This window comes from Amycolatopsis deserti (genome assembly GCF_014653945.1).
In the GTDB taxonomy this organism is placed as follows: Bacteria; Actinomycetota; Actinomycetes; order Mycobacteriales; family Pseudonocardiaceae; genus Amycolatopsis_E; species Amycolatopsis_E deserti.
The window spans coordinates 453,078-465,315 of the sequence record NZ_BNAU01000007.1; the positions used below are offsets into that span (position 1 = coordinate 453,078).

The window sequence follows — 12,238 nt, forward strand, 5'->3', positions numbered from 1 at the left end:
TAGGGCGAATTCACTCACGAACTGGGGGTTGGCGGAATGCGTGTGGTGATCGCCGAGGACGCGGTCCTGCTGCGGGCCGGGGTCGAGCGGTTGCTCGCCGACGAGGGCATCGACACGGTCGCCGCGGTCGACACCGGCGACGCGCTCGTCGGGGCCGTCACCGAACACAAACCGGACCTGGCGATCGTGGACGTCCGGATGCCACCGACGTTCACCGACGAGGGCCTGCGGGCCGCGCTCGCCGCTCGCGAGGCGGTCCCGGGCCTGCCGGTGCTGGTCCTGTCGCAGTACGTCGAGGAGAGCTACGCGGTCGAACTGCTGTCCGGCGGGGCCGGCGGCGTCGGCTACCTGCTGAAGGAACGCGTGGCCGATGTCGCCGACTTCCTCGACGCGGTCCGCCGTGTCGCCCGGGGCGGCACGGCCATCGATCCGGAGGTGATCGCGCAGGTCATGGCTCGTGGACGGAAGAACCCGCTGGACGCGCTGACCGCGCGGGAGTCCGAGGTGCTCGGGCTGATGGCGCAGGGCCTGTCCAACTCGGCGATCGCCGCGTCGCTGGTCGTCTCGCACGGCGCGGTCGAGAAGCACATCGGCAACATCTTCGCCAAGCTCGGGCTGGAAGCCAGCGCGGAGGAACACCGCCGGGTGCGCGCGGTCCTCACCTACCTCGGCCGCCCCTAGCGGGTCCAGGGCGGCACGATCGTGGTGCCGCCCACCGTGCCGACCATTCCGATCGACGTGCACACCGTCGCACGCGCCGGTTCCGGGGCCGGGTTGTCCAGCCGGAACAGGGTGTCCGGCGGCACGATCATGGCGTCCCCGGGGACGAGCCGGTGCACCTCACCGCCGAGGGTCAGGTCGAGCCCGCCGGACTGCAGCACGAACACCTCTTCCCGGCTCACCGAGTGCTCCTCGCCGGTCGTTCCCGGCGCGAGTTCCAGCAGCCACACGGCCAGCTCGGCGGATCCGCGGCTGGGCACGGCCAGCGGCCGGAACACCGCGCCGCCACGTTCGAACCGGGGCGCTTCCGCGAGTGTCGCGACGGGCATGTCGACCTCCAAGTAGTCAAGTACCTTTACCAGTAATAAGGTAAAGGAGCTTGACCATATAGTCAAGGAGCTTGACCATGACCGCTGGCGACATGCCGGGCCTGCTCGCGCTGACCTTCCGCGCACTGATGGACGAGATCCACGAACGCCTCGCCGAGGAGGGGTTCGCCGACGTCCGCCCCGCGCACGGCTTCGCATTCCACTTCCTGTCCCACCGCGCCGCCACGGCCGTCGAGCTCGGCGAGCACCTCGGCATCACCAAACAGGCCGCCGTGCAGCTCGTCGACGAACTGGCCGCGCGCGGCTACGTGGAACGCCGGCCGCATCCCACCGACCGCCGCAGCAGGCTGGTCGTCCTCGCGCCGCGTGGTTGGCGGTGCGTCGACCGGGTGGTGGCGCTGTCCAAGGAGGCCGAGGAGCGGTGGGTGAACCTGATCGGCGACGGGGATTTCGCCCGGATGCACCAAGGGTTGTCGGCGTTCGCGGCCGAGATGACCCGACATCGGAGGGTCACCGTGCGCCCGGTGTGGTGAATCGCTCCTCACCCGTTCTGACGGCGGCGCCCGGTCCGCCGCTCACCTACCATGGTCGGACGTCGCCATCGGTTTCCCGCACGAGGAGGGCTCCATGACCGAAGAGAACGTCCGGTTCTTCGGCGGCCCCCTCGACGGCCGGGTCCAGACGCTCGACGACCCGGTGAGCGGCACGGTCATGCGGCACGTCCACCTGCACGAGGGCCCCAAGATCGAGACCTTCTACCAGCTCGGGTTCTCCCCGGAGGCCGGCTGGGAGTACCGGCTCTGCGGCCTGCCCGCCTCCGAGATCGACGAGGCTCGCGAGCTGTAGGTAGGGCGCACCCCACCACGGTCCTGCACCTGTCCCCCGCCCGAAGACGGCGGTCTGCCCGGCTGTGCCGGGAACCCGTTGCGACCAGGCTGAACGCATGCGACCAAGCCTGCGGCAGGCCCCGGCGGGAGCCCGCGACACCTTCCTCGACGTGGTCCGCGCGACCGCGATCCTCGCCGTCATCGGGCAGCACTGGCTGATGCCCGTCCTCAGCTACGACGACGGCCGTCTCGCGACCGGCAACGCGCTGGCCACCCCCGGCTGGTGGGCGCTGACCTGGCTGTCGCAGGTCATGCCGATGGTGTTCTTCGCCGGTGGCGCGGCCAACCTGATGTCGATGCGCCGCGCCGCGTCGACGCGGGACTGGCTGTCCACGCGTCTGAAGCGCCTGCTGATCCCGGTGCTGCCGCTGTTCGCGGTGTGGCTGCTCGCCCCGGACCTGCTGCGCGACCTCGGCGCGCCGGAGCAACCGGTGCAGATCGCGGGCGCGATCGCCGGGCAGCTGCTGTGGTTCCTCGCCGTCTACCTGATCACCGTCGCCGCGACGCCGCTGATGCTGGCCGCGCACCGGCGCTGGGGCCTGGGCGTGCCGCTGGTGCTGACCGGGCTCGCGGTGATCGTCGACTTCGGACGGTTCGAAGTGTTCGGCCCGCTCGGCTACGCCAACGCGGTGTTCGTCTGGCTCGCGGTGCACCAGCTCGGCTTCTCCTACGCCGAGGGGCGCCTGGGCACGCTGAGCCGTCGTGGTGCGGCCGGGCTGGCCGTCGCCGGGTTCGGGGTGACCGCGCTGGCCGTCGCGTTCGGGCCGTACCCGGCGAGCATGATCGGCATGCCGGGCGCGCCGGTGTCCAACATGAGCCCGCCCACCGCCGTCCTGATGAGCCTCGCCGTGGGCCAGGCCGGGTTCTGGCTCGCGCTCAAGCCGACACTGGCCACGCTGGCCGAGCGCCCGGCCGTCGCCGCCGTGCTGCGCTGGAGCGGGCCGCGGTTCATGAGCCTGTACCTGTGGCACATGCCGGCGCTGGTCGTCGTCGCGGGCATCGCGGTGCTCGGCTTCGGCTACGCGACGCCGGAACCCGGCAGCGCGGACTGGTTCGCCGTCGCCCCGCTGTGGCTCGGCGCCGCCGCCGTCGTGCTGGCCGGCCTGCTGAAGGCGTTCGGCCGCTTCGAAACCCGGCCGAGCCCGGCCGCCACCGTCCCGGCCGGACAGCTCGCCGCGGCCACCGTGCTGGGCTCCGCCGGGCTGCTCGGCCTGGCCGCGAAGGGGTTCACCACCCCGATGGGCACCGGGATGCTCTCCGGCCCGGTGCCGTGGGTCGCGCTGGTGCTGGCCGCCTTGCTGCTGGCGTCGAAACCGGTGCGGGTCGCGGTCAGACGTTGAGCAGCTTCGCCGGGGTGTCGTGCAGGACGGCCCGCAGGAAGTCGTCCCCGAGGCGGTCGTCGGCAGCCCAGCCGGCGACCGCCCGCAGTTGCGTGGCGTAGGAGTACGGGATGTTCGGGAAGTCGGTGCCGAGCACGATCCGGTCGGCGATGTCGGCCAGCCGGCTGGTCCAGTCGGGCGGCAGCGGCATCAGCTTCTCGGTGAACGGGACGCCGACCATCGTCGTGTCCAGGTGGACGCGCGGATACCGCTCGACGAGCGCGAGCGCCTCGTCGTACTCGGGCATCCCGGCGTGCGCGAGCACCGCGGTCAGCCGCGGATGCCGGGCCAGCACCTCGCCGAACACGTCGAGCCCGGTGTGCGGGCCCGGTTCGGGCCCGTGTCCGGCGTGGACGACGACCGGCACCCCGGCCTCGGCGAGCGCGCCCCACGCCGGGTCGAGCAGGTCGTCCCGCGGGTCGTAGGCGCCGACCTGGACGTGCGCCTTGAAGCAGCGGGCGCCGGCCTGCAGCGCCTCGACGACGTAGGTGGCGGCCGACGGTTCCGGGTAGAGGGTCGCGGTGGGCACGGCGGCCGGGACGCGCTCGGCGAACTCGCGCAGCCAGCCGTTGAGCCACTGGGCCATGCCGGGCTTGTGCGGGTAGGCCAGCGGCGCGTACCGCAGCACCCCGAACGACTCGAGCAGGGCGACCCGCTCGTCCTCGGCTACGCGGTACTGGATGGGCCAGGAGTAGCCGGTGCGCTCACCGATCCGGTCGAAGTAGGCCCAGACCTTGACCAGCATCCGCTCGGGCAGGAAGTGCAGGTGCAGGTCGACCAGACCGTCCAGGCCGAGGCTCCGCACCCAGCCGCGGATGTCCTCGTCGCGCTCCGGCCCCACCTAGCGGCGGCCCTTCAGCGCCCGTCCCATGGCGCGGGTCATCTCGCGCTGGGCGTCCCGCTTGGCCAGGTCCTGGCGCTTGTCGTAGGCCTTCTTGCCCTTCGCCAGCGCCAGCTCGACCTTGACCTTGCCGTCCTTGAAGTACATCGACAGCGGGACGAGCGAGAGCCCGCCCTCCTTGGTCTTGCCGATCAGCTTCTCGATCTCGCCCTTGTGCAGCAGCAGCTTCCGCTTGCGCCGCGACTCGTGGTTGGTCCAGGTGCCGTGCTCGTACTCGGGGATGTGGACGTTGCGCAGCCACACCTCCCCGTCGTCGACGGTGGCGAACGCGTCGACCAGCGAGGCACGGCCCGCCCGCAGGCTCTTCACCTCGGTGCCCACCAGCGCGATCCCGGCCTCATAGGTGTCCAGCACCGCGTAGTCGTGCCGCGCGCGGCGGTTCGACGCGATCACCTTGGAGCCTCGTTCCTTGGGCATAGGTCCAGGTTATCCCACACGTCCCGGCTGGAGCACGGCGTTAATGCCGCACGTAGAGCCGCAGCGTCAGGTACCCGGTGGTGGCCGAGATGATGATCGACGCCAGCAGCAGCCACGGCGCCACCACGATCACGTCCAGCACCTGGATGTTCGGGATGATCCCGCCGGTGACGGACAGGATGCGGTCGATGAACGCGAACTTCGCCGCGATCAGGCCGCCCACCGCGATCGCCCAGCCGATGACGCCGGTGACCACCGCTTCCAGGAGGAACGGCAGCTGCGTGTACCAGCGGGTGGCGCCGACGAGGCGCATGATGCCGACCTCGGTGCGCCGCGTGAACGCCGAGATCTGCACCGTGTTGGAGATCAGCAGCAGCGCGGCGAGCGCCTGGATGAGGGCGATGACGAACGTGCCGTCACGCACGCCGCCGAGGACGCCGAAGAAGCGGTCGAGGAACTGCTTCTGGTCGTCGACCCGGGACACGCCGGGGCGGGTGGCGTACTCCTGGGTGATGACGTCGCTGCGGCTCGGGTCCTTGAGCTTGACCTGCAGCGACGCCGGCAGCGCCTCCGGGCGGGCGGACTGGACCAGGATGGGGTTGTCCTGGAAGAGCTTCTTGAACCGCTCGTAGGCCTGGTCGCGGTTTTCGAACACGACGGACTCGACGGCCGGGTTGCTGTTCAGGTCGGCCAGCAGTCCGCGGCACGGGTCCTGGGTGCAGGACTTGTCGTTGGCGCTGACGTCCTGCGTGAGATACAGCGAGACCTCGACGTCGGCCATGTAGTTGACCTGCATCTTGTCGATGGTCCGCACGATCAGCAACCCACCGCCGAGCATGCCGAGCGAGATGGCCGTGGTGATGATCATCGCGATGGTCATCGTGATGTTGCGGCGCAGGCCGGTGAAGACCTCGCTGAACACGAAACTGGCACGCATCGGGGAGCTGGTTCCTCAGGTCGGGGGCTGGCGGGGTTCGGGGTGACTAGCGGCCGACGCCGTACACGCCCCGGGCGTCGTCGCGGATCACCTTGCCGAGCTGCAGCTCGACGACCCGGCGCCGCATGGAGTCCACGATGGAGTGGTCGTGGGTGGCCATCAGGACGGTGGTGCCGGTGCGGTTGATCCGCTCCAGCAGCAGCATGATGTCCTGGCTGGTGTCGGGGTCGAGGTTCCCGGTGGGCTCGTCGGCGAGCAGCACGAGCGGCCGGTTGACGAACGCGCGGGCGATCGCCACCCGCTGCTGCTCACCACCGGAGAGCTCGTGCGGCATCCGGTCGGCCTTCCCTTCCAGCCCGACCAGCTCCAGCACCTCCGGCACCACCTTCTTGATGGTGTGCTTCGGCTTGCCGATGACCTCGAGCGCGAACGCGACGTTCTCCGCGACGGTCTTGTTGCCGAGCAGCCGGAAGTCCTGGAAGACGCAGCCGATGGTCTGCCGCAGGCGGGGGATCCGGCGGCGGGCCATCTTGGCGACGTCGAAGTTGGACACGAAGACCCGGCCCTTGGTGGGGACCTCCTCGCGCAGCAGCAGGCGCAGGAACGTCGACTTGCCGGACCCGGAGGGCCCGATCAGGAAGACGAACTCGCCCTTGTCCACGTCGACCGACACGTTCTCGAGTGCGGGACGCGTCGACGTCTTGTAGACCTTGGAGACACTGTCGAGCCGAATCACGGTGGGCCATCCTACCCATGGGCGTCGTTAAGCCCGGGTTGGCCTATTGCGTAGGTCTCGCTGATTACGCAGCGTTGGCTTGCTTGCGCCAGCGGATACCGGCCTCGAGGAAGTCGTCGATCTCCCCGTCGAGCACGGAGCTGGGGTTACCCACCTCGTGTTCGGTGCGCAGGTCCTTGACCATCTGGTACGGGTGCAGAACGTAGTTGCGCATCTGGTTGCCCCAGCTCGAGCCGGAGTCCTTGAGGGCGTCGAGCTCAGCGCGCTCCTCCTCCTTCTTCTTGAGGAGGAGTTTGGCCTGGAGGACCTTGAGCGCGGCGGCCTTGTTCTGCAGCTGCGACTTCTCGTTCTGGCAGGACACGACGATGCCGGTGGGCAGGTGGGTGATGCGCACCGCGGAGTCGGTGGTGTTGACGCTCTGCCCGCCGGGGCCGGAGGAGCGGAAGACGTCGACCCGGATGTCCTTCTCCGGGATCTCGACGTGGTCGACCTCCTCGACCTCGGGCAGCACCTCGACGTGGGCGAACGACGTCTGGCGGCGGCCCTGGTTGTCGAACGGCGAGATCCGGACGAGCCGGTGGGTGCCCTGCTCGACGGAGAGGGTGCCGTAGATGTAGGGCGCCGCGACCTTGAAGGTGGCCGACTTGATGCCGGCCTCTTCGGCGTAGGAGATGTCGTAGACGTCGGTCGGGTAGCCGTGGCGCTCGGCCCAGCGCAGGTACATGCGCAGGAGCATCTCGGCCCAGTCGGCCGCGTCGACGCCGCCGGCTTCCGCGCGGATGGTGACCACCGCGTTGCGGTCGTCGTACTCGCCGGAGAGCAGGGTGCGGACCTCGAGGGCGTCCACTTCCTTGGCGAGACGGGTCAGCTCGCCCTCGGCCTCGGCCTTGCTGGCGTTGTCGCCCTCGGCCTCGGCGAGTTCGTGGAGCACCTCGAGGTCGTCGAGCCGCTGGCGCAGGTCGGTGACCCGGCGCAGCTCGGCCTGCCGGTGGGACAGCTGGCTGGTGACCTTCTGCGCGGCCTCCGGGTCGTCCCACAGGTTGGGGTTGGACGCCTGCTCTTCCAGGTCAGCCACCTGGGCGCGCAGGGCGTCGAGGTCCATGACGGACTCGACCTGCGCCAGTTTGCCGGCGAGGTCCTTCAGGTCGGCTGCGAAGTCACCACTCACAACCTTCAAGGTTACGGCACGGGACGCGGCCGGTTACGGGAACCGGCCGCTTCGTCCCTCGTGGCCGGTCAGAGCCCGCTGACCACGTCGACCAGCTTCAGCGCCCCGCGCACGCACGTCTGGTGGTACTCGGCGGTCGCCTTGCTGAGCGGGTCGGTGGCGGCCTTGACGGCGGCCCTGGCCTCGTCGAGTTCCTCCTGGTAGGCGGCCCGCGCGGTGTCGATGAGGGCGGCACGCTGCTTGGGCGTGAGCAAACCGGCGTGCACCAGGCGCAGGATCAGGGGGCTGCGGAGGTGGTCGGGGCCGGCGTCGGAGGTCAGCCAGGCCTTGAAGGCCTTCTTCCCGGCGGCGGTGATCAGGTACTGCTGGCTGGAGCGCGGTCCTTGCTTGCCGAGCCGGACGAGCCCTTCCTTGGCGAGGGCGGGCAGCTCACGGTAGACCTGGCTGCGGGTGACGCTGAAGAACGTCCCGAACCGCTCCTCCGCCGCCGCAACCAGCTGCCCCCCGGTGGCCGGGCCGTCCTGGAGCAGGCCGAGCAATGCCGCTGCTGTTGCATTGAGTTCAGACACACCTACAAGGTGCCACTTTTCCGCCGATCTGTCCACAGTGGTCACGGTCAATGTCCACAAAGGTCATTACCTTCCCCCGTCCGGCCCAATCGGGGGTGACCCAAGCGCACGAAAAAGGCCCGGTTCAGATGAACCGGGCCCTCTTCCACTGGTAGCGGGGACAGGATTTGAACCTGCGACCTCTGGGTTATGAGCCCAGCGAGCTACCGAGCTGCTCCACCCCGCGCTGTAAGAACCACTATACACACCCCGCCAGGCCGCCCACACGGACCCCCTAGTCCACACGGGACAAGGCCACAAAGGCCACTCAGGCCACTCCAGCGCCACCAGCTCCCGCCGATGCGGATCACTCCCACGCGCCGCCGGCACGCGGACCGTGAGCAGTCCTGGGGCGGATCTCCGGACCCACGACGTTGCTAACGATTGCAAAACGATCACGCCATGAACCTCCGCGAATCTCGAGCCGTGACTCGAAGTGCACTACGTGGCGCTCATTGTGACGCTTGACGCACCGCCAGGGCCGTGCCTATGGTTCTGCAACCGATTGCAAGCAGCATCGGCGAACCAGAAGGAGATTCCTGTGACCGCTCGCCTCACCGATCGCACCATCGTGGTGACCGGCGCCGCCCGCGGCATCGGCGCCGGTATCGCTCACGCGATGGCAGCCGAGGGCGCCAACCTCGTCGTGGTGGACCTCCTCGCCGACGAGGCCGCGGAGACCGCCCAGCGCATCGTCAAGGACGGCGGCAGGGCGGTGTCCATCGCCGCCGACGTCACCGACCGGGAGCAGGTTCGCGCCGCGATCGACCTCGCCGTCTCGGAGTTCGGCCGGCTCGACGCCATGTTCAACAACGCCGGCGTCAACGACCCGCGCAACTGGCTCGACATCGACAAGGACAACTGGGACTTCATCACCGGCGTCAACGGCTGGGGCGTCGTCGTCGGAACCCAGGAGGCCGCCAAGCAGTTCATCGCGCAGGGCGGCTCCGGCAAGATCATCAACACCGCCTCCATCGCCGGCCGTCAGGGCTACGCCGCCATCGGCCCCTACTGCGCGTCGAAGGCCGCCGTGATCTCCCTGACCCAGTCCGCCGCCCGCGCGCTGGCCGAGCACAACATCACCGTGAACGGCTTCGCCCCGGGCGTCGTGGACACCCCGCTGTGGGTCGAGCTCGACAAGGCTCTGGAGAACATCGGCAAACCGGAGCTCAAGTTCGAGGGGATGGCCGCCGACATCCTCCTCGGCCGTCCGAGCCGGCCCGCCGACATCGCCCCGACCGCGATCTTCCTCGCCGGCCCGGACTCGGACTACATCACCGGCCAGATCATCCCCATCGACGGCGGCATGATCCTCGTCTGACCCCGGCGCCCGGCCCCGACTCCCCCGCCTTCCGAACGGACAGCCCATGACCTCCCCACCCCGGCCCGTGCTCGAAATGCGGGGCATCACGAAAACGTTCGACAGCGCCATCGCGCTCAGCGACGTGTCCTTCGACGTGCTGCCCGGCGAAGTGCACGCGCTCTGCGGCGAGAACGGCGCCGGCAAGTCCACCCTGATGAAGGTCCTCAGCGGGGTCTACGGCCACGGCACCTACGACGGCGAGATCCGGTTCGAGGGCGAACTCCTCCAGCTCAAGGACCTTCGCGACAGCGAGCGCCACGGCATCGTCATCATCCACCAGGAGCTGGCGCTGAGCCCCCACATGTCCATCGCCGAGAACATCTTCCTCGGCAACGAGCGGCGCGGGCGGTTCGGCCTGATCGACTGGAACCGGACGAAGCGCGAAGCCGCGGCTCTGCTCAAGCGGGTGGGCCTGCGCGAGGACGTCAGCGCGCCGGTCTCCGGCCTCGGCGTCGGGAAGCAGCAGCTGGTCGAAATCGCCAAGGCGCTCTCGAAGGAGGTCAAGCTCCTCATCCTCGACGAGCCGACCGCGGCGTTGAACGACGAGGACTCCCAGCACCTGCTGAACCTGGTCGTCGAGCTGAAGGAACAAGGCATCGCGGCGGTCATCATCAGCCACAAGCTGAACGAGATCGAGCAGATCGCCGACCGGGTGACCGTCATCCGGGACGGCCGGGTGGTCGAAACCCTCGACACCTCCGACGTCACCGAAGACCGCATCATCGTCGGGATGGTGGGCCGCGACATGGAGCACCGTTATCCGCAGCGCCCCGCCAAGGAGCTGGGCCGGAGCGTGCTCCGCGTCGAGAACTGGACGGTGTACGACACCCTGGACCCGACCCGGAAGGTCGTCGACTCAGCGAGTTTCGAGGTCCGGGCCGGCGAGATCCTCGGCGTCTGCGGCCTGGTCGGGTCCGGGCGGACCGAACTCGCCATGAGCCTGTTCGGCCACGCCTTCGGCAGCAACATCACCGGCACGACCTGGGTCAACGGCCGCGAGGTCCGGATGAAGACCGTCCGTCAAGCCATCGACTGCGGCCTGGCCTACGCGACCGAGGACCGCAAGGCGCTCGGCCTCAACATGATCGACGACATCCGGCGCAACATCACCCTCGCTTCCTTGAACAAGGTCACCGCGCGCGGGCTCCTCGACGAGCGCAAGGAGATCGGCGTGGCCAACGGCTTCCGGAACTCGATGAACATCAAGGCGCCGTCGGTGTTCGCCCGGGCCGGCCACCTCAGCGGCGGCAACCAGCAGAAGGTCGTCCTCAGCAAGTGGATCTTCGCCGATCCCGACGTCCTCATCCTCGACGAACCGACGCGCGGCATCGACGTCGGCGCCAAGTACGAGATCTACCACATCATCCACGAGCTGGCCCGCGACGGTAAGGCCATCCTCGTCGTCTCCTCCGAGCTCCCGGAACTTCTCGGAATCGCAGACCGAATCATGGCCGTGTGTGACGGCCGCATCACCGGCGACCTCCCCGTCGAGAGCGCCGACCCGGAGAGCTTGATGCGGCTCATGACCCTGGAGAAAGCACGATGAGCGCGACCCTGTCCAAAGACGAGCAGAGCACGCCGGCGCCCCTGGTGGGTATCGAGGAGCACCGGCGCGTGAACCCGTTCGTCGCCGCCCTCTCCCGCAACAGCATGTTCGTGGCCCTCGCCGCGGTGATCGTGGTGTTCACCCTCACGACTGACGGTGTCATCGTCCGGAACCAGAACGTTTCCAACGTCATCGTGCAGAACGGCTACATCCTCATCCTCGCCATCGGCATGGTGATGGTGATCGTCGGCGGGCACATCGACCTGTCCGTGGGGTCCGTGGCCGGATTCGTCAGCTCGGTGTCCGCGGTCATGATGGTGAACCACCACATCCCCTGGGGCCTCGCGGTCGTGCTGTCCCTGGCGATCGGCGCGGCCGCCGGAGCGTTCCAGGGGTTCTGGATCGCCTACGTGGGCATCCCCTCCTTCATCGTCACGCTGGCCGGGATGCTCACCTTCCGCGGTCTGACCCTCATGGTCATCGGCCCGACCAACATCGGGTCGTTCCCCCAGGGCTTCACCAAGCTCGGTTCCGGTTACCTGGGCAACCCGCACCCGGGCGGGGGCACCGACATCCTGACCCTCGTCCTCACCGTGCTCCTCGTGGCCGCGATCGTCGTGACCCGCGTCCGGGGGCGCATGGCCAGGAAGTCGCACGACGAGCCCGCCGGTTCCCCGGTTCCGTTCGCCCTCGGTCTCATCGCCCTCAGCGCGTCGGTCTTCGCCCTCGGCTGGGTCCTGGCCAACTACCGCGGCACCCCGATGGTCCTGGTCATCCTGCTCGTGCTGGCCGCGTTGTACACCCTCATCGCCAAGCGGACCTCCCTCGGCCGGTACGTGTACGCGGTCGGAGGCAACCGCCGCGCGGCCGAGCTGAGCGGTGTCAACGCCAAGCGGATCGACTTCTTCCTCTTCGTGAACATGGGCTTCCTGGCTGCCTTGGCCGGCCTGGCGTTCACCGCCCGGCTGAACTTGGCGTCCTCCGCCGGCGGTTCCGGGTTCGAGCTCGAGGCCATCGCCGCGGCCTTCGTCGGGGGTGCCGCCGTCCAGGGCGGCATCGGCACCATCGGCGGCGCCATCATCGGCGGCCTCACCATCGGTGTGATCAACAACGGCATGTCGATCATGGGCCTCGGCGCCCAATGGCAGCAGGTCGTCCTCGGACTGGTTCTCCTCGTCGTCGTCGCCTTCGACTTCTGGAACAAGAAGCGACGCGGCCGGCAGAGCGTCTGAGCCAAAACGATCGGA

General features: G+C 69.1%; 14 protein-coding genes and 1 tRNA gene. 7 read left to right on the forward strand and 8 right to left on the reverse strand.

Annotation, left to right across the window (positions count from 1 at the left end):
• Positions 1-36: 36 nt before the first annotated feature.
• On the forward strand, positions 37-681 hold the full coding sequence (locus IE290_RS28890) for a response regulator transcription factor (protein ID WP_191247828.1): 645 nt from the start codon (positions 37-39) through the stop codon (positions 679-681).
• On the opposite strand, the gene IE290_RS28895 is transcribed toward IE290_RS28890, so the two are convergent.
• Positions 678-1,049, reverse strand: a complete 372-nt coding sequence (locus tag IE290_RS28895) for a cupin domain-containing protein (protein ID WP_191247829.1) — start codon at positions 1,047-1,049, stop codon at positions 678-680. The two genes, IE290_RS28890 and IE290_RS28895, sit on opposite strands and share 4 nt — an antisense overlap.
• Positions 1,050-1,126: 77 nt before the next feature.
• On the opposite strand from IE290_RS28895, the gene IE290_RS28900 reads away from it, so the two are divergent.
• The 3 genes from IE290_RS28900 (at position 1,127) to IE290_RS28910 (ending at position 3,276) form a co-directional block, all read left to right on the forward strand.
• Positions 1,127-1,582, forward strand: a complete 456-nt coding sequence (locus IE290_RS28900; RefSeq protein WP_191247830.1) for a MarR family winged helix-turn-helix transcriptional regulator — start codon at positions 1,127-1,129, stop codon at positions 1,580-1,582.
• Positions 1,583-1,676: 94 nt separating this feature from the next.
• Positions 1,677-1,895 carry a DUF8847 domain-containing protein gene (locus IE290_RS28905; RefSeq protein ID WP_191247831.1) on the forward strand — a complete coding sequence of 73 codons (219 nt, stop codon included), beginning with the start codon at positions 1,677-1,679 and terminating at the stop codon, positions 1,893-1,895.
• Positions 1,896-1,992: 97 nt separating this feature from the next.
• Positions 1,993-3,276 (forward strand): acyltransferase family protein, encoded by a 1,284-nt coding sequence (locus IE290_RS28910; RefSeq protein ID WP_191247832.1) that lies wholly within the window; start codon positions 1,993-1,995, stop codon positions 3,274-3,276.
• Here IE290_RS28910 and IE290_RS28915 read toward each other — a convergent pair.
• The 7 genes from IE290_RS28915 to IE290_RS28945 all read right to left on the reverse strand — a co-directional run bounded on the left by IE290_RS28915 (position 3,266) and on the right by IE290_RS28945 (position 8,269).
• The gene (locus IE290_RS28915; protein ID WP_191247833.1) at positions 3,266-4,156 is read right to left on the reverse strand and encodes an amidohydrolase family protein; all 891 of its coding nucleotides are present in this window, start codon (positions 4,154-4,156) and stop codon (positions 3,266-3,268) included. The two genes, IE290_RS28910 and IE290_RS28915, sit on opposite strands and share 11 nt — an antisense overlap.
• Complete coding sequence (gene smpB, locus IE290_RS28920) at positions 4,157-4,633, reverse strand: SsrA-binding protein SmpB (RefSeq protein ID WP_094006715.1); 477 nt, start codon at positions 4,631-4,633, stop codon at positions 4,157-4,159.
• Between the two features lie 40 nt (positions 4,634-4,673).
• The gene (ftsX, locus tag IE290_RS28925) at positions 4,674-5,570 is read right to left on the reverse strand and encodes a permease-like cell division protein FtsX (RefSeq protein ID WP_191247834.1); all 897 of its coding nucleotides are present in this window, start codon (positions 5,568-5,570) and stop codon (positions 4,674-4,676) included.
• A gap of 46 nt (positions 5,571-5,616) precedes the next feature.
• Positions 5,617-6,306, reverse strand: a complete 690-nt coding sequence (ftsE, locus tag IE290_RS28930; protein WP_094006717.1) for a cell division ATP-binding protein FtsE — start codon at positions 6,304-6,306, stop codon at positions 5,617-5,619.
• Between the two features lie 64 nt (positions 6,307-6,370).
• Positions 6,371-7,474, reverse strand: coding sequence for a peptide chain release factor 2 (gene prfB, locus IE290_RS28935; protein ID WP_191247835.1), 1,104 nt, complete (start codon positions 7,472-7,474; stop codon positions 6,371-6,373).
• A gap of 68 nt (positions 7,475-7,542) precedes the next feature.
• The gene (locus tag IE290_RS28940) at positions 7,543-8,043 is read right to left on the reverse strand and encodes a PadR family transcriptional regulator (protein ID WP_191247836.1); all 501 of its coding nucleotides are present in this window, start codon (positions 8,041-8,043) and stop codon (positions 7,543-7,545) included.
• Between the two features lie 149 nt (positions 8,044-8,192).
• A tRNA-Met gene (locus IE290_RS28945) sits at positions 8,193-8,269 on the reverse strand.
• A 354-nt stretch (positions 8,270-8,623) separates the two neighbouring features.
• Between IE290_RS28945 and IE290_RS28950 the strand changes: the two genes are divergently transcribed.
• From IE290_RS28950 to mmsB, 3 genes are read left to right on the forward strand one after another with little or no spacing between them, the layout of a single operon-like run.
• The gene (locus IE290_RS28950) at positions 8,624-9,403 is read left to right on the forward strand and encodes an SDR family NAD(P)-dependent oxidoreductase (RefSeq protein WP_191247837.1); all 780 of its coding nucleotides are present in this window, start codon (positions 8,624-8,626) and stop codon (positions 9,401-9,403) included.
• 46 nt (positions 9,404-9,449) lie between these two features.
• Positions 9,450-10,991, forward strand: a complete 1,542-nt coding sequence (locus tag IE290_RS28955) for an ATP-binding cassette domain-containing protein (protein WP_191247838.1) — start codon at positions 9,450-9,452, stop codon at positions 10,989-10,991.
• Positions 10,988-12,223 (forward strand): multiple monosaccharide ABC transporter permease, encoded by a 1,236-nt coding sequence (mmsB, locus tag IE290_RS28960; protein WP_191247839.1) that lies wholly within the window; start codon positions 10,988-10,990, stop codon positions 12,221-12,223. Before IE290_RS28955 ends, mmsB begins: the two co-directional genes overlap by 4 nt.
• Positions 12,224-12,238 lie beyond the last annotated feature (15 nt).

Coding starts and splice junctions, on each gene's coding strand:
- ftsX (WP_191247834.1), bottom strand. CDS start 5,570: ATGCGTGCCAGTTTCGTGTTCAGCGAGGTCTTCACCGGCCTGCGCCGC.
- IE290_RS28900 (WP_191247830.1), top strand. CDS start 1,127: ATGACCGCTGGCGACATGCCGGGCCTGCTCGCGCTGACCTTCCGCGCA.
- mmsB (WP_191247839.1), top strand. CDS start 10,988: ATGAGCGCGACCCTGTCCAAAGACGAGCAGAGCACGCCGGCGCCCCTG.
- IE290_RS28890 (WP_191247828.1), top strand. CDS start 37: ATGCGTGTGGTGATCGCCGAGGACGCGGTCCTGCTGCGGGCCGGGGTC.
- smpB (WP_094006715.1), bottom strand. CDS start 4,633: ATGCCCAAGGAACGAGGCTCCAAGGTGATCGCGTCGAACCGCCGCGCG.
- IE290_RS28905 (WP_191247831.1), top strand. CDS start 1,677: ATGACCGAAGAGAACGTCCGGTTCTTCGGCGGCCCCCTCGACGGCCGG.
- IE290_RS28895 (WP_191247829.1), bottom strand. CDS start 1,049: ATGCCCGTCGCGACACTCGCGGAAGCGCCCCGGTTCGAACGTGGCGGC.
- IE290_RS28955 (WP_191247838.1), top strand. CDS start 9,450: ATGACCTCCCCACCCCGGCCCGTGCTCGAAATGCGGGGCATCACGAAA.
- IE290_RS28910 (WP_191247832.1), top strand. CDS start 1,993: ATGCGACCAAGCCTGCGGCAGGCCCCGGCGGGAGCCCGCGACACCTTC.